Raw genomic sequence first — 18,317 nt, forward strand, 5'->3', positions numbered from 1 at the left:
TAACACCCCAAGAAGGGGCAATTACACGTGGGCTATAATACGGAACGAAGTGACGGGAGCCCACGTGTAATTGTCCCGCTTGCTTGGTTTGTTATGTTTTACACGCCGCCGTGCAGAGCTACCCAATACATTAAACCAATAAATGTGGAAAGTGGTACAGCCAATAATATGCTTGCAGTAGCTTGTATACGACTGTGCCCTTTAATTAAAGCAACACCCCCTATTACTACGGCAATTATAGATATTGGGAATGCTGACAAAGCAATGTAAGGCGGCAACTCATGCAAAGTATTTTCAGCATTCGGTGTGGCGAATTCCCAAGATACAAAAGTGAATGTAATTCCAATTACCCACCCGGCTACGGAAGTTTTGAGCGCCATTCGACCAAAATTTCTCATTTAGTTACCATGAAACATAACAATTTAATATCTTTCCAAATGGTGTAAAAACTTACACCAATTTGGTGTATATAATTCAGTCATAATAGTCCACGAAGTCCTTTCAATACAACACCTTGTTTCATTCCATATTGGGGCAAGCTGGTTTTAATTGTGTGAAATACACTGCTTTGGGTAGTTATTTTTTTCGACAATTTTATCTCCATACATTTACTGCTCAGAACAAAAAGCCCGGTAAAACCGGGCTTTTTTATTTTCTGTTTAGAGAACAATCATTTTACTGGCAGCGTATGACCTTTAAACATCTTTTCTACTTCATCATTGTTCTTCAGCATCATGGCCTTTTCGACTTTGTCTTTAGTCAAATGTGGGGCGAAGCGTTCGATGAAATCAAACATGTAACTGCGCAGGAAAGAACCTTTTCTGAAACCGATTTTAGTGGTGCTGTAGTCGAACATGTGACTGGCATCGATTTTTACCAAATCGGCGTCAAGTTCTTCACTCACAGCCATTGAGGCAATAACACCAATACCTACACCTAATCTTACATAGGTTTTAATAACATCGGCGTCAGTGGCCGTAAACACAATTTTTGGTGTAAGCCCTGCCCGCTCAAAGGCATGGTCCAGCTCTGAACGCCCGGTAAATCCGAATACATACGTAACTAATGGGTACTGCGCTACGTCTTCAATAGTAATAGAGCCCTTTTTCGCCAACGGATGATCTTTATTCACTATTACACTGCGATTCCAGTGATAACACGGCAACATCACCAGGTCGTTATACAAATGCAATGATTCAGTGGCTATTGCAAAGTCCGCTTCGCCTTTGGCAGCCAAATCACTAATTTGAGACGGCGTTCCCTGATGCATATGCAACGACACTTTAGGGTATTTGTTCATAAAGCCCTTTATAACATCTGGCAACGCATAGCGCGCCTGAGTATGCGTTGTGGCAATATTTAACTTACCCTGGTCAGGCAGGTTATGCTCTCTGGCAACGGCTTTGATACTTTCAACTTTCGCTAAAATCTCACGCGCTATATTAATGACTTCATTACCGGCATCGGTCACATGAGTCAAATGTTTGCCACTTCGGCCAAATATCTGAACCCCTAACTCGTCTTCCAGCATACGAACCTGCTTGCTGATACCGGGTTGTGAAGTAAATAAGCTTTCAGCGGTGGCTGATACGTTCAGGTTATTGTTTTGTACTTCAACAATGTATCTTAGTTGTTGTAATTTCATTGTGTGTCTACGCCATGTGCTGACAAGCTGCCAGATATGTTAAGCCAACTGCTCCCTGCCAAACACCAAGCAATCTGTGTCTGGTCAACGGCTTATGCAAAAATAGAGGAAATATTTACAATTATGATAGATACTAGCATAAGCAAGTCTGACAATAATTGGAAGTAGCCAAAATGACAAGCGCCAACGAACAAGATAACCAAATTGATTTTTCAACGGTATTGGCAGCAGCCGTGCACGATATGAAAAACTCTTTGAATTTGTTGGTACAGTCTGTTGAACAAATTGCCAGCTCGTTGCCTGATGACATGCAGGAAACAAAACAGCAAATCGTAGATTTGCATTACGAAGCAAGTCGAATGAACACAGGGCTGGTACAAATATTGTCGTTGTATCGTGCGAATCGCAATTCACTGCCCGTCTTAATCGATCAAAGCTTTGTGAATGATTTAATTGACGATATTATTAGTGCTAACCAGTTATACGCCTCACAAAAACACATCGACATTGAAGTGGACTGTTGTGAAGACCTCGCGTGGTACCTCGACGCAGACCTAGTATACTTATTAGTAAATGATGTATTAATCAATGCATTACGGTATGGTACGTCTAGAATAAAGGTATCGGCGCTACAAGATGATGAGAACCTTGTTATTAAAGTCGAAGACGATGGCAATGGCTACCCGGACTTTATGCTGGTAAAAGACGATGCAAAACCATCTGATTTTAATGTAACGCAAGGCCGTACCGGGCTCGGTTTATACTTTGCGCATTTAATTGCCAGCGCACACGTTCGCAACGGTAAGCACGGCAAAATCTCGCTGTCGAACGGTGGTTCACTCGGCGGCAGTGTGTTTGAAGTTAAAATACCTTAAAGATTGGCCGATATAGAATCAAATAGTCAGGACGAAACAATACAGAGCATGACAGGAACAACTGAATGACCGCCATAATAATAATTATTCTGATCGTAGTATTGGTGATCATCGCGATCGTGGTTAACGCTTATCAGCAATATAAAGCGAAAATGGATGCCGAGCGTCGCGCCGAAATTGCCAAGCAGCGCACCATTATCGACGAAACAGAAAACGTATTAATGGCCACGTCTCAGATGCCAATCTCACAAGGTCTGATTAGAATCTTGTTGCAACGTATTCAACGTGCTCTTCAGGTAACTCTGGAACTCAATCCAGGCTCACCCGACTTAAAACAAAATATTCAGGACATAGACGCTCGACTGAAATCTATCGATGTCGATCCCGACAAACAAAACCAGTTCACATTGCCTGAAACTGACAAAATGATCATTCAGTATATTCAGGCAGTGAAAAAACTGCGCATTATGATTCGTTCGGAGCGAAGCAAAGGTAAAATCGATGGCAATACCTTTATGGAGCAAGACAAGCAGCTAGAGCGCTTGCAGTTAAAAGTAAACGTGGAAACGCTTATACGTAGAGGGCGTGCCGCACAGCAAACCAATATGCTTGGTTCTGCCCGTCAGTATTTTGAGAAGGCCGTAACGGCGCTGGAAAACCAGGTTCAACCCGACGAGTTTTGCCAAACCCGTTTAGACTGGCTGAAACAGCAATTACAAGAGATTCAGGAAAACCTGAAAAACGTCAACGCACAAGACCGCGCCAAGAAGAAAGAACAAGAGCGCGACGAGCTCGACGAACTCTTTGCACCTAAGAAGAAGTGGTAATTTAAGCGCCGCTTTTAATCACACTTTTTTCGCAAACCTGTTGCCACAAGGTTTGCGATGCTTTTGACGTAACACCTCTGGACGCACGAATAACACCAACTCGTTTCACCAACGGGTTGTTTTCTATTTCCCGGCAAACCAATCCTTTTCGCAACATTTGCTCAAGGCACAGTGAAGGGACAACGGATATCCCCAGCCCTTGTGCGATTAATTGCCCAACAGAGCCATACTGCCCGGTTTCTGCCACTATTTGCAATGAACCAAACTGACTTGCGGTTTCCTCGGTCCACTGTCTTACACTTGAGCCTTTATTAAGCGCAATAAAAGGTTTGCTCACCAGGTCTTCCCAGCGAATACGTTTGTGCGTTCCCAGCGGATGGTCAGCCTGCATAACTGCGACAAAGTTATCGGTAAACAGTGGAACGAATTCCAGATTGTCCATCACCTCAGGCTCGAAACAAAAGCCCAGTTCTGCGCGACCAGAACGCACCGCGTCAATCGTTTCTTCCATAATGACATCCAGTATTCGCAATCGAATATTGGGATAGTCCTGATGAAACCGCATCAATATGGGCGGCAGTTTAGACTCGGCAAACGACGGCATGGCAGCCACCACTAACCTGCCCTGCGACATCGCAAATAAATGCTGAACGCCATCAATGGCATCGTCCCAGTCATGCAATAAACGTTTGGCTTGCGGCAACAAGGTTTCACCTTCAGGTGTTAGCTGTACCCGTCGCGTTGTGCGGCTGAATAACTGGCCGCCCAGCTGCTCTTCCATCTTCTTAATAGCACTGGACAGCGCCGGCTGGGTTAAAAACAGTTTCTCAGCGGCTTCGGCGAACGTTGCCGACTCAGCCACACACACAAACGCTTGCATATTTCGGTAAGACACACTCATATTAATAACTTTTATTTATCAATACTGATATAAATTCGATTTTACAAAATTTTAACGCTGTTTGATACTACTTGCGTTCACAACATTTAGGAGAGCGTGCTATGTCTGGTTTCGATAAAGTCGTATCCAGTTACGAAGAAGCAATGCAGGGATTGTCTGACGACATGACCGTGATTGCCGGAGGCTTTGGCCTGTGTGGTATCCCGGAAGGACTTATTGCACAGATTAAAAAAATGGGCACGAAAGGCCTGACCGTTGTATCAAACAACTGCGGTGTAGACGGCTTTGGTCTGGGTATTCTGCTGGAAGACAAGCAAATCAAAAAAATGGTCTCTTCTTATGTAGGTGAGAATGCCTTGTTTGAACAACAGCTGTTAAATGGCGAGCTGGAAGTTGAATTAACCCCGCAAGGGACGCTGGCCGAGAAAATGCGCGCAGGCGGCGCGGGTATCCCGGCGTTTTATACCGCGACCGGTTACGGCACGCCGGTTGGTGAAGGTAAAGAAGTAAAAGAATTTAACGGTCGCCCGTATATTCTGGAAGAGTCGATTACCGGTGATTTTGCTATTGTTAAAGCCTGGAAAGCAGACCGTTATGGCAACTGTGTTTATCGTCATACTGCACAAAACTTTAACCCAATGGCGGCGACTGCCGGAAAAATCACGGTGGTTGAAGTAGAAGAAATTGTTGAACCCGGCACACTGGATCCAGCGCATATTCACACACCCGGCATCTACGTAGATCGCGTTATTCAGGGTACGTTTGAAAAACGTATCGAACGTCGCGTAACGGCTAAATAGGAGGCAGTCATGGCATTAACCAGAGATCAAATCGCAATGCGTGTGGCCCAGGAATTTCAGGACGGCAACTACGTAAACCTGGGTATTGGTATTCCTACCCTGGCCGCTAACTATGTACCAGACGGCATCAGTGTCATGCTTCAGTCTGAAAACGGATTGCTGGGTATGGGTCCTTACCCTACCGAAGAACAGCTCGACGCAGACATGATCAACGCAGGTAAAGAGACTGTGACCGCCATTACCGGCGCGTCCATCTTTAGCTCAGCCGAGAGTTTCGCCATGATACGCGGCGGCCACGTTGACTTCACGGTACTGGGTGCGTTTGAAGTAGACGTAAACGGTAATATTGCCTCGTGGATGATTCCCGGCAAACTTATCAAAGGCATGGGTGGTGCAATGGACCTGGTAGCGGGTGCTAAAAACATTATCGTTACCATGACTCACGCCGACAAACACGGTAACTCTAAACTGCTGCAGGAATGCACACTGCCGTTAACCGGTGTGAACTGTATTACGCGCATTATTACCGACTTAGCAGTTCTGGAAGTCAAAGACGGTGCCTTCCATTTACGCGAGCGCGCACCCGGCGTATCTGTTGAAGAAATTCGCGAGAAAACAGCAGGTAAACTGGTTGCCGAAGGCGACATTCCGGAAATGCAATTCGCTTAATTCCCTTTGCGGCCTCCTGGCCATTTGGCGGCGGGCGTCGTGTCCCGCTGCCCTTGTCTTTTGCTTTATGGCCTACTCTTCCCGCTTTCGCTTTACTCTATGGGTTAATCAGGGATAATAAGCGCGATCTTATTGCGGAGCCCTGTTTTGTTAATTACCGATTTACCCGTTAACCATACCATTATCACCCGTCTTCAGGATAAAGGCTTTACTGAGCTGACTGATGTGCAGGAACAAACTATTCTGCCTGCCCTGTTGGGTAAAGACATTATGGCCTCGTCGAAAACGGGTTCGGGCAAAACACTGGCGTTTTTAGTGCCCATCGTGCACCGACTGTTAACTCAGAAAGCGTTGAGCAAACAGGACCCGCGTGTGATTATTCTTGCGCCAACCCGCGAATTAGCCAAACAGGTATTTTCCGAAGCCAAATGGCTGTGCCAAAAGAAAAACCTGGCGACCACGCTGGTTGTAGGCGGCGACAATTACAACGACCAAACCAAAGCACTGCGCCGTAACCCGCACATCATTGTTGGCACACCCGGCCGTATTGCTGATCATTTGGAAGACAAAAGCTTTTTCATCAACGGTTTGGAAATGCTGGTATTTGATGAAGCTGACCGTATGCTGGATTTAGGGTTTGCCAAAGCGTTAACTCTGATTAATCAATTAGCCGATCACCGTAAGCGCCAGACCATGCTGTTCTCAGCGACGCTTGACCATATCGAACTGAATCATTTACTCGACAGGTTGTTGAAGTCACCGGTTCGCGTCGCCATTGGCAACGCGAATGCCCAGCATACTGAAATTACCCAAAGCCTGTACTTCGCTGATGGCCCGGATCACAAAGACGCCATGTTAGCTAACCAGCTACAGCAGTTAGAGTACAATCAGGCAATCGTATTTACCGCTACGCGCGACGACGCAGAGCGTATCGCAACGGCCATGGCAGAACTGGTGCCAGGGCGAACATTCCGTGCCCTGCGTGGTGATTATGCTCAGTCTAAACGTTCATTAACCATGAACGATTTTGGACGTGGTCAGTTCGACGTGTTGGTTACCACAGATGTTGCATCCCGTGGTTTGGATCTATCTAAAGTTGGTTTGGTGATCAACTACGATCTCCCCAAACAACCCGAAGAATACATTCACCGCATCGGCCGTACTGGCCGGGCTGGAAACAAAGGGACTGCGGTGTCGTTTGTGGGTAAACGGGACTGGCAAACCTATACCTTGCTTACTCAGCAGTTGAGCTACGATATCGCACCGCAACCTCACCCAGAGCTGCCTGCGACGTTCAGCGGCAAGAAGCCTAAAGTCGCTAAGCCTAAAGCCAAAAGTGGTTCAGGTAAGGCGAAAGCAGCTAACGAGAAAGCCAAGAGCAATAAACCCGCTAAACGCGTACGCGCCATGCAGGGCGAGGACATTGGTGATATGCCAATGCGCCGAAAAGCGACGCCTTCTCAGGAATTACTCGACTCGGATGACAGTGAAGAATAACTAAGCTAAGGAAGTTGTTATGCGCCCACTACTGGATAAGCTCTCTAAACTGCTGTGCGTAACAATTACCGCGTGCTCTGCCACTAACGCATTGGCGAACAATGAATTTCACGACCTGGCCTATGGCAATGACCCAGCGCAAACACTCGACGTGTACGCGCCGACAGCCACCGAGGGCGCCCCTGTTATTGTTATGGTCCATGGTGGAGCCTGGCGCTTCGGCGACAAAGATAATCGTGGCGTTGTGAAACACAAGGTGGCGCACTGGGTCAATAACGGTTACGTTTTCACGTCGCTGAATTACCGTATGCTGCCTGCTGCTGATTTACTTACTCAGGTACAGGACATTGTGTCAGCCATTCAATTTGTACAGGCTAACGCCGCTTCTTGGGGTGGCGATCCTGCTCAGGTAATTTTAATGGGCCATTCTGCAGGAGCGCATCTTGTTGCGCTGGTTAACGCCCAGGCCTCCGCTGGCCTGCTGGATTCAAAAATTGCCTATCCCTGGCTAGGCTCCATCGCACTCGACTCAGCCGTTTACGACGTAGTTAAAGTTATGCGCGCCACAGACACGCCCCGGCTATACAAACATGCCTTTGGTGAAGACCCTGCGTTCTGGCAGGCTGTCTCTCCCCTTCACGTCTTAGCGGGAAAAATACCGCCATTGCTGCTGGTGTGCTCTGAAAAGCGACCCGATGAGGCCTGTGATCAGGCATCGCAATTTAAGCTACGTGTCGAGTCATTTGGCAGCGACGTAGATATACTAACAAAGAAACTGTCACACCGAGATATCAACGTATTATTGGGTAAAGACGAAGCCTACACGGCGCAAGTCGACGCCTTTCTTAAACAGATACAAAAAAAACGCAGTTAACTGCGGTTTTAAGTATGGCTGTTTAGTAGAAAGTACTTATTAGTACTCCCACCAACACTCCTGCCACCAAGACAAAAATTCTTCAAAATCAATGAAGCCATCGTCGTTGGTATCAATCAGTTTAAAGCCCTCTTCCACGTGACTGGCCTTGGTTTTTGGCGAGATCACGGTAAGCAATTCAATAAACTCTTTCATATCGATTTGGCCATTTCCATCACGATCGAAAAAGCTAAAATCTTTTTGAATTTCGGCGACTTTTTCGGGTGTTAATTCAGTAGACACTGCCTTTCCCTTCTGTTTTTCCCAATGCGGGCAGTGTAACCCTACCCACTCACATTGTCTATGTTAACTACTTTTCTTGTGCCTGCAAAGCTCTGGCACGCTGCTCTTCAGCCTTAGCTTTCCGACGCGCTTCCATAACGTCACGAGCTTTAGTACCCACATGTTCTTCGTTACGGGCACGTGCCAGATTAATTTGCTTCTCGCGCTCACGGAAACGGGCAATCTGCTCTTCCGTATGCGTACCATAACACTGCGGACAACTTACGCCCTGCTCATATTTATCACTGGCTTTATCTTCGTCTGTGATTGGCAAACGACATGCGTAACACTGGTCGTATTCACTCTTTTCCAGGTCGTGATTAACCGCCACGCGATTATCAAACACAAAGCAGTCACCTTTCCACAGCGTGTCTTCTTTAGGCACATCTTCCAGGTATTGCAGGATACCGCCTTCAAGGTGATACACTTCCTCGAAACCTTGCTCTTTTAAATACGCTGTGGACTTTTCACAGCGAATGCCACCGGTACAGAACATGGCGACTTTCTTGTTCTTTTTCGGGTCCAGGTTGTTCTTCACATACTCCGGGAATTCACGAAATGTCTTGGTGTTGGGATTCACTGCGTGCTCAAACGTACCAATTTCGATTTCGTAATCGTTACGGGTATCGATTAACAGGACATCCGGGTCGCTGATCAGCGCGTTCCAGTCTTTCGGCTTAACGTAGGTACCTACCGTTTTGCGTGGGTCGATACCTTCAACCCCCATGGTCACGATTTCTTTTTTGAGTTTTACTTTAGTGCGGTAAAACGGCTGGTTGTCGTGATACGACAGTTTGAAAGAAATGGGATCTAAGCGGTCATCGCTATTTAGCCACGCTAACAAGGCATCAATGCCTTCCTGAGTGCCGGATACCGTGCCGTTGATCCCTTCACTGGCAAGTAACAACGTACCTTTAATGCCATTTGATTCCATGGCTTCCAGTAACGGTTGGCGAATAGCTTTATAATCTTCAAGCGCCACGAATTTGTATAGCGCGCATACAACAAATTGATTCATGTTTTAACCTTTGCGAATTGGAACGTAAAACCAGAGCAAAAATGCGGCGCGGAGAATAGCAAAAATCCCTACAAGTTTAAAGGTTATGCCGGGTTAGATTTACCATTTATGCGAACAATGCCAGCTTCACTGTTTATACGGGCCTGCAGTGACTTTTTGAAACCCAATGCAAAACACCACTCGGCCATTACAAACAACGGACCAATTACCAGCCCGACCAGGTCATCTACAAATGCGGGTTTTTTACCTTCATAATAGTGACCTATAAACTGCAACAACCAACCAAACACAAACGTGCCGACAGACACCAACAACCATTCTGCCGTCCCAAATGTTGCGACATAGTGGGCAGCGAGCAATAACAACCCGGTAAACACGGTCATAGCAACACCCAGCATGCGATCGAGTTTCAAATAAAACACGTTGGACAATGCCCAAATCACCATTGCTGGTGTAACTATGGTATTGCCAACTATGGGCATACTAAGTTGCCACTGAGGCAAACTGGTAAGCGCGAGTACAGCGAATACAATTAAGGGAATACCTGCAAAGTGCGTCAGAATGTTGCGTTTGTCGCGATGGTATCGGGCGTATTGAATAAGGTGCTGCTCTAATGTCTTCATGTGGACTCCACAACCATTAACAAATTCATTACATGTTAATGGTTGGAGTTCTAACAGACTGTCACCAAGGTGACAATCGAAGGAAATAGCAAAGAATTTAAGAGATTTGAGCAAATCTCTTTAGTTTCGATATGGAGATAATACTAATTTTGCCGTACTCAAGTGCGATGACTTGTTGAGATTCAAGGTATTTCAATTGCTGATTAGTTTTCTGGCGCGACAAAGACACCAGTTGACCAAACTGCTCCTGCCCCATCTCTATGTCAATACGCGCGCTGCTCTCAGTCGCTCTTAGAACAAATTCGTACAGCTTTCTTGTAACTCGCACGGCGGCACTGGGTTGACTGCGATCTTCGATATTTTGAAACAGTAATCTGACTTTGGCAGTAAGCAACCGCCCAAAACGGGGCCACCACTCAGAATCCGCTGCGATAAGGCTGTTTAGCTTGTTGGCCGGTATTTGTAACAGCCTGCAAGGCTCACTGGCCAGTACGTCATGGGTTCGTTGCTGACCATCAAATAAAGCAATCTCACCAAACCACTCGCCCGGCTTAATCACAGTCAGCCCAATTTCTTTTCCGGCAGAATCCAGGCCACTGATCCAGAGCGAACCGGTTAGCAACACAAATAGCCCGTTAAAGGTATCGCCGCGATGAAACAAATACTCCCGAGCGACCAGATCAACCGGTCGGCTTGCCGACAACAAACACTGCTGCTGCGATTCAGTAAGTGAACAAAACCAGGATGACAAAAGCAATTCCGGGTAGGCATGAGCATTATTTGATAGAACTGAAGACACAGCGTACGTTAACAATTTACCAAGGTTGAGGTTGTGGAATCATGCCAAGTCGGGCATGCATTGTACAGTTCTGAATTAGGCTACTGAATTAATTGCTGTGACGCTGGAATGGTATCTGCGAGCAACGTAGGAGCTTCCTCTGCTTCCATTACAATAGCGGACTGTATTTCATTGTGCAGTTGCAACTGTGTGCCGTACGCACAGTTAATCTTAACGTCCACCGGTAATTGTTTGGGGTTATCGGTAAAATTCAGCGGATCAGGATGCATTGCCTGCCAAAACTGGATAGCCTGCGTGCTTGGTGCTTTGCTCACAGATTGTTGCCAGCGTAAGTAGGTATTAAGTGCGGCTTCTGAGCATTGTGTTGCAGGTCGCCGGTAATGATTCAATCGCTGTGGAAAATGCTCGTCGATAACCGGCGGCTCGTGCTGCCAGTTAATTAACGCTGGTCTGCCGCCATCAAACAGTGAGAGCGTGAGCTTAAACGCATCTGCATTGCCATGCAGCGCAACGTTAATGCTGGACTCCCGTTGCGCTCTTTGCGCTATCTCTGAGGGTTTACTGGCAGCTTGTGTTTGCAAAATGATTCTTATGTATTAAAGACTTACTAGCGTAATCGGCAAATACACATTATTCTTTAGTCTATTGTTCGCTTTACTTTTGCAGGAGCTGCTGGTGGGGGTACCCTATAAGGACGTATCTATCCTCGTGGTGGAAGATCAGCGCCCTTTTCTGGTGTTGCTTAAAGGCTTATTAACCAACCTTGGCGCCAAAGATGTCATGATGGCTACGCAGGCCGACCATGCGCTCAAATACTGCCGTAACCACAAGATTGATATCGTGGTATGTGATCTTCATTTAGGCTCGAACAAGAAGAACGGCTATGAACTGTATCAGGAACTGATGCACCGTAAATTACTCGCGCCAACTTCGGTTTTCCTGTTGATCAGTGCAGATGCAGCAAGACCCGTCGTATTAGGTTCTCTGGAGCACAACCCGGACGACTATTTACTCAAGCCGTTTTCCCAGGCACAAATAAAAAACCGCCTGAACAAAGCATGGAAGAAGAACCAGTTTTTCCACGACGTTTATAACGCGCTGTCAGATGAACAGTATTCGGTCGCCCATACCTTGCTTGAAAGTATGGATGTACCCGCCGTTTACTATCGCGAATCCATTCACCTTAAGGTAGAAGTGTTCTGGGCACAGCGAAAATACGCTGAAGCTATTTCACTGCTTCAGTCCGAAACGGCGTTATTGCCCTCTCAGTGGGCGCAATTAGCACTCGGAAAATCTTATCTGGCTAAACGTGAGTTTCAGTTAGCCATTAAGTGTGCCGCAAAAGTCCTGGAACTTAACCGCTATGATCCAGACGCCCACGATATCATTGCTCAGGCCAAAAGTGCGCTTCACTTTCCCGAAGAGGCCATGGAGAACATGCGTCTGGCTTTGAAGTATTCGCCTTATTCACTTGCCCGCCAACAACTCGCCAGCCAGATCGCACTGAAAAATGGCGATTTCCCTTTGCTGGTAGAGTCGTCACTTGCTACCTGGCAACTCTCTAAGAACACCATATTTAAGCGCATAAGCTACTGGTGCAATCATATTGGCTTTTTGCTCGATGCCGCAGAAGCGGCAGAAAACAAAGCGCAACGACACCGCTATCAACAAGAGGCGCTGTTGCAGGTGCAGCGCGCCCGCCATGACGACGCCATACTCAGATTAGATGAGCCCTTTGACATCGATATTTTTACGGATATTGTCACCGCGCGGGTCGATGTTATTGATGGTAAGCTCATAGACGCTAAAAAAACCATTATGGCCAGCCAAATCAACATCGAATCGCGATTCACCGAATACCCGGCCTCGCTCGCTCCCGGGAGCATTCAAACCCTGCTAAATTTAGGTGAATTCGAGGAAGTTAACCGCGTACTGAACACGTTAAAAGAGGAAAAAACAGAGCTTGATTCTGGTACCCGGCAACTCATAGCGCAATACAGCGAACAAGCAAAAGACGGCGAAGACAAATACACACACATCAACCGCCGTGGCATACAACTGTATCAGGAAGAAAAGTATGCCGATGCCAAAGAAGCCTTTACCACCGCATTGGGCCTTGCCCCGGTGAATACCGGTATTGCACTGAACCTGCTGCAGTGTCAGGTAAAACTGTTCGGTCAGGCAAATAAGCTCGACCCTCTACTGGTAAAAGAAGCCAGACAGGTTTATAAAATAGTGAACAATGCACCAATGCGAGAGCAACACCAGTCTAAATTTGAAAATTTACAGGATGAATTGATTCGATTAGGTGTGACCACCCGATAGTTCAGTTCCTTCACACTTTTTGCCGTAAGGAAGGATATCCAATGCCACGAAACCTACTAAAGATAGCGCTGACCGCTACTGTACCCTGCGTGTTAAGCGCCTGTGCGTCGCAAAGTAATCTGTGTGAAAACATTATGGAAGTCAAAGCCCAGGAACAGCAGTGCCTGGTTCTGGAAAAAGCCATGCGCAATCCAAAGAACCCGCAAATGGCCTTAACCGCAAGACAGCGTTTCGAAAACGAGTGTGAGAACTTCCGCTACTATCGTGACGAGTACGACACCATTTGCAAAAAGGGCGAACAACCCATTGGCGAACCAAAAGCCAAACCGCCAGAAACCAAACCTTAAGCCGTTTTACGTGAGCGGCCTAACGCCGCCATTATCGACCCACAAATAACCATTGCAGCCCCAAGAATGGCAATGACACTAAGTGGCGGTTGTTCAAAGGTGTGAGGGTAAAGCGCATCGGCCACCGCCATGGAAATAAACGTGAAAACCGGCGCTGTTGCAATAACCGCACTCACGCGCGAGGCAGACCATACTCGCATTGCTTCGGTAAAGGCACCATAAGCCACCAGGGTATTTGCGCAACAAAACGCCAACGCCCAACCCTGCACGGTGTTCATTTCAACTATACTGCCTAGTTCACTGAACGGCAGTAGCATCAGGCCGCCTAACAAATAAATAAACAGGGTTAGCTGCATGGCCGTCATGGTTTTCATAATGGCTTTTTGGCACAAGGCATAACCCGCCCAGGTAACGGCAGCAATAACAATGAACACTATGCCGAGTACGTCTTCGCTCTCGGATGCGAGTATTTGTGGGAGACGCTGGTTAAAAAACAGGGTTAAACCAATCAGTAAACAGACGGCTCCCCCGCCCTGTAATCGACTGAATTGCTCACGATAAATCCATATGCCGCCCATCATCAAAGCAAAAGGAGCAATTTGCATAAGCACCTGAACACTGCCCGGGCTCAGGTACTTCAACCCCATGACATTAAAGACGTAGTTCACAACCAGCATGACGGTCGAGCCCACCGCCAGTTGTAATACGGCTTTGGGATAACGCGACACCTTGGGTAAACCGCCACGGGACGCCAGCCATAAGCCAACGACAAGCGCGGCTGCAAAAAAGCGGTAAAGTGTGATTGTGGGGCTGTCCATAACCTGTAAACAGATCATCAAAAACAACGGTAATATGCCCCACAACACGGCAGTGATAAGAGCCAGTGCAAAACCCAGTACTGGCCGATGGGATGTTTCCACCTAGTCGTTACTCATCAAGTACTCAAAGTCCTCAATCATATCGTCAATCTTATTGATTAGCTTGTTTTTTTGCTTATCTGACAGGGTATAAAACAATTGTTCCAGCATTCGGCCGTACAACTGGGTATTTTGTAGGCGCAGCTGCTGGTAATCTGTACTGCGAAATTCATCAGGGTGCGTCAGCAAGGCCACAAACTCTGTTTCAAATTCAGGATTATTTTCACGTTTATCTATAAGTTTACGGGCGGCCAACTGAAAATCTTTCCGGTATGCCAGCCACAATGCTCGCGTACCATGAAAATCCGGCGCATATTGCCTGATAATGGCTTTTTGCTGTTTGCTTAAACGTCCAACGTAATCGCTGATCCCATCTTCAATGTCTTCGACCCGGGACTCGGTGACTTCGTCTTCCGATTTACCCTCTGCCTCAGCCAGCTTTTCAGCGATTTCGTCATTTTCTTCTGACAGTTCTTTAAACAAGGATTCAACCTGTTCATCGGTTAATTGGGCAGCCAGTTGCGCCAATTCCGGGCTAACGTGATCCCTGAGTCGCTCCCAGTGTTCGCGACTTTTCCAAAGGTGATCTGAAATACTTTCCGCCGTTAGTCGCTCGTTTTCAACGTCGGCTTTCAGCGATTTCAGGTGCTTCACGTATTTAGCCAACTCTTCGCTGCGATGCCAGTTTAACCAGTTGGCAAAGTGTTCATCGAAGAGATTTTCCTGTCTGTCACTTAATTCAACATAATCATCTACATACCAGTGAATCAACCAGTCCAGATTGTTGTAGGTAAACTTGGTGGAACAACCCGCCAGCAGCAGGAACCCAAAAAGCAGTATCAGTTTTTTCACGTTGACGTCCTGTTATTCGCCAAATAGGTTAAACACTTGGCTTAGCTCAATATTCCTGACACGATAATGTGTCATATACTATACGCATACGACCAGCAAACGGAACAATGATTCCGTATCTGCACTATGTGGCTTTGTATCAAATTGTTAAGGACGCACTATGACCAGTAAACGTATCGCGGTATTGACGTCTGGGGGCGATGCTCCGGGCATGAACGCATGTATTCGCGCCATTGTTGTTGCCTGTGAAGGTGCCGGGCATACCATTATTGGCTTCGAGCATGGCTACAACGGCCTCCTCGAACAAAACTGGCGTAAGCTGGATAGCAAAAAGGTACATAATATTATTCAGCGTGGCGGCACCATCTTACGCAGTGCACGCTGCAAAACGTTCAAGCAGGACGCCTCAGGCCAACTTGCTGCCAATAACCTGGATGAGCTGGCGATTGATGCACTTATCGTCATCGGGGGTGATGGGTCGTTTCGTGGTGCAGTGCACCTTGGAAAATTCTGGGGCGGACAGGTTATTGGTCTGCCGGGCACCATTGATAATGATATTTATGGTTGCGATGCCACTATTGGCTACTACACCGCTATCGATACAGCGGTATCTTCAATAGACAAAGTAAGGGACACCGCGGATGCTTTTGAGCGTATATTCCTGGTTGAAGTAATGGGGCGTCATGCTGGTTTTCTGGGCGCTAGTGCAGCACTCGCCGGGGCAGCCAATTACGTGATACTGCCTGAGTTATTCACCGACCCGGAATCGGTACTGAACGAGATTCAGCAACAGGTAGCCATTCATCGCCAGCGATATGGGCACGAAAGTTACATTATCGTGCTGACTGAGAACCTGTGGCCATCTGGCATAAATGCCCTGGCGGAAGCATTGGAAACCCGCACCGACGGTGAAGTCAGACCGGTTATTCTGGGGCACGTACAACGCGGAGGATCGCCGGTGAGTCAGGATCGTATTCTGGCAACCACACTTGGCGTTCAAGCCGTGCGCAGTATCGAGCAGGGTAAAAATGGGATAATGGTTGCGACTGCACAAGGCGACGTGGTTGAAGTTGCGCTCGAAGAAACCTGGCAACACAAAAAGACACTGGGCAATACGCTTACCCACTGTATGCTCACCATGCTCAACGAGCGCCACCACTGGCCATAAAATCTAATATTTCAGGGCTGTTTATTTGTTTAAGTCACCTTGCCTTCGGTTTGCCGGGCTGTTTTTCTTGAGATAAGCAACGCCAACAGGCCCAACAAGCTCCAACCTATGCTACCGCCACCGCCACTGTTGGCAGGTGTCGCAGGCGTTGGTGTGGGCGCAGGCGTGGTGTCATTCACATCAGTAACGGAAATCACTACTGTCTCTGTTTGTGTGTTCTCGCCATCTGATGCTGTTATTTCGAGACTGTGTGAAGTGGCAGTTTCATAATCCAGTGTTACCCCGTCTAGCAGTGATATCTCACCGGTGTCGCTGTTTAACTCAAAGACCGTTGAGGCTTCAGCGAGACTATAGGTTACATCCTGCCCTTCGGGATCTACAGCCTGAAGCTCAGCGACAACTGAACTCGCCGCTACGTCCTCAGCCACACTAAAGCTAGTGGCAGTAAACACCGGCGCCTCATCTGCATCTTCCACAGTAATGGTTACACTTGCGGCTTCACCATACTGATAACCATCGTAGCCGGTTATCGTCAATTCGTATTGGGTGACTGATTCATAGTCCAGCACATTATTGGCAGAGACGCTAATGTCACCTGTTGATGAAATTTCAAAGGGAGAAGTTGATGGCGATACAGAGAATGTCAGTTCATTGCCGTCAGCATCCGTTACTTGTAACGTACCAACCACGGTGCCAGATGACGCGCTTTCTGACACAGTAAACGCCTGAGATGAGGCAATAAATGGCGCAGAATTCCCTACATACCCGCGTAACCAGTTCAATGCAGGCCGAGCATCACCATTTTCATCGACAAGTTCCGCATCCTGCTCATCCCGCCACATACCAGGCCGCCAGCCCCACAATGTAATCCCTTTCACCGCGTCATGTTCCCACAGCACAGGAAAGATTTTCTGATAATCGGCCAACTGCTCCTCATCGGTTGGACCATCAATATCGAGCTCGGTGATGTACACTGGCACACCAGTGTCGGCAATGATTTGCAAATTACCCGCAATTTCCTGTGCGCTTCCCCGGGTCGAAAAGGCATGTGCCTGAATACCCACACCATCTATCAGGTTCTGTGCCTTAAGCAATGTAACGATACCCGCGTACTCAGTTGCTCTGTCGGTACTGTTCAGTAAGCCGTATTCGTTGAGGATCAGCTCACTATTGGGAAAATAACTTCGCGCAAGCTCAAAAGAACGCACAATCCAATCCCAGCCCGTGTCGCCGTCGCCACCCAGCGCCTGGGCATAATTACCGTTGCCGTCACCAAACGGTGGATCATTAATGGGTTCGTTAACCACTTCAATGGTATCAATGTCGGGATACCGATTCGCTACCGCCTCAAACCATTCGATAACTTCCGCTTCCTGTTCAGCACTTGACAGTGTTTCTATCCAGGCCGGTTGTTGATTGCCCCACACCAGTACGTGCATTTTAAAGGGTAAATTATTGTCTTTAGCAAACTGATAGGCAGCGTCCAGGGCATCCCAGGACATTACGTCGCGCTCGCGTTCTACACTGCCCCACTTTCCCGCATTCTCTGGCGTAACCTGATTCCAGTGTTGTAAAAAGCCGTCAAGTTGGGTGGGTGCGTGGATATTACCTAAAAATTTGCTTTCGCCTTCTGCTATAGGTAATGGTTCCTGAGCAAAAGCAGACGGTGTCATTGCGGCAATGGCGCCGCTGAGTAGTGCAAGTGAGATGCGAGACATCATGTATCCTTCTTGTTTTAAGTATGGGTACTCTACTTATTGAAGGACCACCTCTCGATTATGTTTATCGTGCCAAAATTTACTTTTTATTATTGTTTTTTACTTATTTTTAACAATACAGTTATGAATATCGCTTTCAGC

General features: G+C 47.3%; 20 protein-coding genes. 9 read left to right on the plus strand and 11 right to left on the minus strand.

Features of this window, described 5'->3' with window-relative positions; translation table 11 throughout:
* Window positions 1–98 precede the first annotated feature (98 nt).
* Together BUB81_RS08040 and cysB are read right to left on the minus strand one after the other, a co-directional pair.
* On the minus strand, window positions 99–398 hold the full coding sequence (locus BUB81_RS08040; protein WP_073321144.1) for a hypothetical protein: 300 nt from the start codon (window positions 396–398) through the stop codon (window positions 99–101).
* 272 nt (window positions 399–670) lie between these two features.
* Window positions 671–1,645 carry an HTH-type transcriptional regulator CysB gene (cysB, locus tag BUB81_RS08045; RefSeq protein ID WP_073321147.1) on the minus strand — a complete coding sequence of 325 codons (975 nt, stop codon included), beginning with the start codon at window positions 1,643–1,645 and terminating at the stop codon, window positions 671–673.
* A 173-nt stretch (window positions 1,646–1,818) separates the two neighbouring features.
* Here cysB and BUB81_RS08050 point away from each other — a divergent pair, with 173 nt between their 5' ends.
* Both BUB81_RS08050 and BUB81_RS08055 read left to right on the plus strand, forming a co-directional pair.
* Complete coding sequence (locus BUB81_RS08050; RefSeq protein ID WP_073321150.1) at window positions 1,819–2,520, plus strand: sensor histidine kinase; 702 nt, start codon at window positions 1,819–1,821, stop codon at window positions 2,518–2,520.
* A gap of 65 nt (window positions 2,521–2,585) precedes the next feature.
* Window positions 2,586–3,347, plus strand: coding sequence for a hypothetical protein (locus BUB81_RS08055; protein WP_073321153.1), 762 nt, complete (start codon window positions 2,586–2,588; stop codon window positions 3,345–3,347).
* 1 nt (window position 3,348) lies between these two features.
* Here the strand turns inward: BUB81_RS08055 and BUB81_RS08060 are convergent, their stop codons facing one another.
* Window positions 3,349–4,248 (minus strand): LysR family transcriptional regulator, encoded by a 900-nt coding sequence (locus BUB81_RS08060; protein ID WP_073321156.1) that lies wholly within the window; start codon window positions 4,246–4,248, stop codon window positions 3,349–3,351.
* Window positions 4,249–4,349: 101 nt separating this feature from the next.
* On the opposite strand from BUB81_RS08060, the gene BUB81_RS08065 reads away from it, so the two are divergent.
* The 4 genes from BUB81_RS08065 to BUB81_RS08080 all read left to right on the plus strand — a co-directional run bounded on the left by BUB81_RS08065 (window position 4,350) and on the right by BUB81_RS08080 (window position 8,088).
* The gene (locus BUB81_RS08065) at window positions 4,350–5,048 is read left to right on the plus strand and encodes a CoA transferase subunit A (RefSeq protein ID WP_073321159.1); all 699 of its coding nucleotides are present in this window, start codon (window positions 4,350–4,352) and stop codon (window positions 5,046–5,048) included.
* Between the two features lie 9 nt (window positions 5,049–5,057).
* On the plus strand, window positions 5,058–5,717 hold the full coding sequence (locus BUB81_RS08070) for a CoA transferase subunit B (protein ID WP_073321162.1): 660 nt from the start codon (window positions 5,058–5,060) through the stop codon (window positions 5,715–5,717).
* Between the two features lie 147 nt (window positions 5,718–5,864).
* Complete coding sequence (locus tag BUB81_RS08075; RefSeq protein WP_073321165.1) at window positions 5,865–7,214, plus strand: DEAD/DEAH box helicase; 1,350 nt, start codon at window positions 5,865–5,867, stop codon at window positions 7,212–7,214.
* A gap of 19 nt (window positions 7,215–7,233) precedes the next feature.
* Window positions 7,234–8,088, plus strand: a complete 855-nt coding sequence (locus tag BUB81_RS08080) for an alpha/beta hydrolase (RefSeq protein ID WP_073321167.1) — start codon at window positions 7,234–7,236, stop codon at window positions 8,086–8,088.
* Between the two features lie 39 nt (window positions 8,089–8,127).
* On the opposite strand, the gene BUB81_RS08085 is transcribed toward BUB81_RS08080, so the two are convergent.
* From BUB81_RS08085 to BUB81_RS08105, 5 genes are all read right to left on the minus strand, one after another.
* Window positions 8,128–8,370 (minus strand): EF-hand domain-containing protein, encoded by a 243-nt coding sequence (locus BUB81_RS08085; RefSeq protein WP_073321170.1) that lies wholly within the window; start codon window positions 8,368–8,370, stop codon window positions 8,128–8,130.
* A 67-nt stretch (window positions 8,371–8,437) separates the two neighbouring features.
* Window positions 8,438–9,427: an oxygen-dependent tRNA uridine(34) hydroxylase TrhO gene (gene trhO / locus BUB81_RS08090; RefSeq protein ID WP_073321173.1), complete on the minus strand. Its 990-nt coding sequence runs from the start codon at window positions 9,425–9,427 to the stop codon at window positions 8,438–8,440.
* 83 nt (window positions 9,428–9,510) lie between these two features.
* Complete coding sequence (locus BUB81_RS08095) at window positions 9,511–10,050, minus strand: Mpo1 family 2-hydroxy fatty acid dioxygenase (protein WP_073321176.1); 540 nt, start codon at window positions 10,048–10,050, stop codon at window positions 9,511–9,513.
* 97 nt (window positions 10,051–10,147) lie between these two features.
* Window positions 10,148–10,801, minus strand: coding sequence for a Crp/Fnr family transcriptional regulator (locus BUB81_RS08100; protein WP_175555787.1), 654 nt, complete (start codon window positions 10,799–10,801; stop codon window positions 10,148–10,150).
* A 128-nt stretch (window positions 10,802–10,929) separates the two neighbouring features.
* Window positions 10,930–11,430, minus strand: coding sequence for a VC2046/SO_2500 family protein (locus BUB81_RS08105; protein ID WP_073321182.1), 501 nt, complete (start codon window positions 11,428–11,430; stop codon window positions 10,930–10,932).
* A gap of 94 nt (window positions 11,431–11,524) precedes the next feature.
* Here BUB81_RS08105 and BUB81_RS08110 point away from each other — a divergent pair, with 94 nt between their 5' ends.
* Both BUB81_RS08110 and BUB81_RS08115 read left to right on the plus strand, forming a co-directional pair.
* Window positions 11,525–13,174 (plus strand): response regulator, encoded by a 1,650-nt coding sequence (locus tag BUB81_RS08110; RefSeq protein WP_073321185.1) that lies wholly within the window; start codon window positions 11,525–11,527, stop codon window positions 13,172–13,174.
* Between the two features lie 41 nt (window positions 13,175–13,215).
* Window positions 13,216–13,521: a hypothetical protein gene (locus tag BUB81_RS08115; RefSeq protein WP_073321188.1), complete on the plus strand. Its 306-nt coding sequence runs from the start codon at window positions 13,216–13,218 to the stop codon at window positions 13,519–13,521.
* On the opposite strand, the gene BUB81_RS08120 is transcribed toward BUB81_RS08115, so the two are convergent.
* Together BUB81_RS08120 and BUB81_RS08125 are read right to left on the minus strand one after the other, a co-directional pair.
* Window positions 13,518–14,441: a DMT family transporter gene (locus BUB81_RS08120; protein WP_073321191.1), complete on the minus strand. Its 924-nt coding sequence runs from the start codon at window positions 14,439–14,441 to the stop codon at window positions 13,518–13,520. The genes BUB81_RS08115 and BUB81_RS08120 overlap by 4 nt on opposite strands.
* A complete protein-coding gene (locus BUB81_RS08125; protein ID WP_073321194.1) occupies window positions 14,442–15,290 on the minus strand; it encodes a DUF6279 family lipoprotein in 849 nt (282 codons plus the stop codon).
* A 160-nt stretch (window positions 15,291–15,450) separates the two neighbouring features.
* Here BUB81_RS08125 and BUB81_RS08130 point away from each other — a divergent pair, with 160 nt between their 5' ends.
* A complete protein-coding gene (locus BUB81_RS08130) occupies window positions 15,451–16,458 on the plus strand; it encodes an ATP-dependent 6-phosphofructokinase (RefSeq protein ID WP_073321198.1) in 1,008 nt (335 codons plus the stop codon).
* Between the two features lie 29 nt (window positions 16,459–16,487).
* Here the strand turns inward: BUB81_RS08130 and BUB81_RS08135 are convergent, their stop codons facing one another.
* The gene (locus BUB81_RS08135) at window positions 16,488–18,179 is read right to left on the minus strand and encodes an endo-1,4-beta-xylanase (protein WP_139241542.1); all 1,692 of its coding nucleotides are present in this window, start codon (window positions 18,177–18,179) and stop codon (window positions 16,488–16,490) included.
* Between the last annotated feature and the right edge of the window lie 138 nt (window positions 18,180–18,317).

Source organism: Marisediminitalea aggregata (assembly GCF_900129565.1).
In the GTDB taxonomy this organism is placed as follows: Bacteria; Pseudomonadota; Gammaproteobacteria; order Enterobacterales; family Alteromonadaceae; genus Alteromonas; species Alteromonas aggregata.

Coding starts and splice junctions, on each gene's coding strand:
- BUB81_RS08065 (WP_073321159.1), top strand. CDS start 4,350: ATGTCTGGTTTCGATAAAGTCGTATCCAGTTACGAAGAAGCAATGCAG.
- BUB81_RS08070 (WP_073321162.1), top strand. CDS start 5,058: ATGGCATTAACCAGAGATCAAATCGCAATGCGTGTGGCCCAGGAATTT.
- BUB81_RS08135 (WP_139241542.1), bottom strand. CDS start 18,179: ATGATGTCTCGCATCTCACTTGCACTACTCAGCGGCGCCATTGCCGCA.
- cysB (WP_073321147.1), bottom strand. CDS start 1,645: ATGAAATTACAACAACTAAGATACATTGTTGAAGTACAAAACAATAAC.
- BUB81_RS08055 (WP_073321153.1), top strand. CDS start 2,586: ATGACCGCCATAATAATAATTATTCTGATCGTAGTATTGGTGATCATC.
- BUB81_RS08060 (WP_073321156.1), bottom strand. CDS start 4,248: ATGAGTGTGTCTTACCGAAATATGCAAGCGTTTGTGTGTGTGGCTGAG.
- BUB81_RS08040 (WP_073321144.1), bottom strand. CDS start 398: ATGAGAAATTTTGGTCGAATGGCGCTCAAAACTTCCGTAGCCGGGTGG.
- BUB81_RS08130 (WP_073321198.1), top strand. CDS start 15,451: ATGACCAGTAAACGTATCGCGGTATTGACGTCTGGGGGCGATGCTCCG.
- BUB81_RS08080 (WP_073321167.1), top strand. CDS start 7,234: ATGCGCCCACTACTGGATAAGCTCTCTAAACTGCTGTGCGTAACAATT.
- BUB81_RS08115 (WP_073321188.1), top strand. CDS start 13,216: ATGCCACGAAACCTACTAAAGATAGCGCTGACCGCTACTGTACCCTGC.
- BUB81_RS08095 (WP_073321176.1), bottom strand. CDS start 10,050: ATGAAGACATTAGAGCAGCACCTTATTCAATACGCCCGATACCATCGC.
- BUB81_RS08050 (WP_073321150.1), top strand. CDS start 1,819: ATGACAAGCGCCAACGAACAAGATAACCAAATTGATTTTTCAACGGTA.
- trhO (WP_073321173.1), bottom strand. CDS start 9,427: ATGAATCAATTTGTTGTATGCGCGCTATACAAATTCGTGGCGCTTGAA.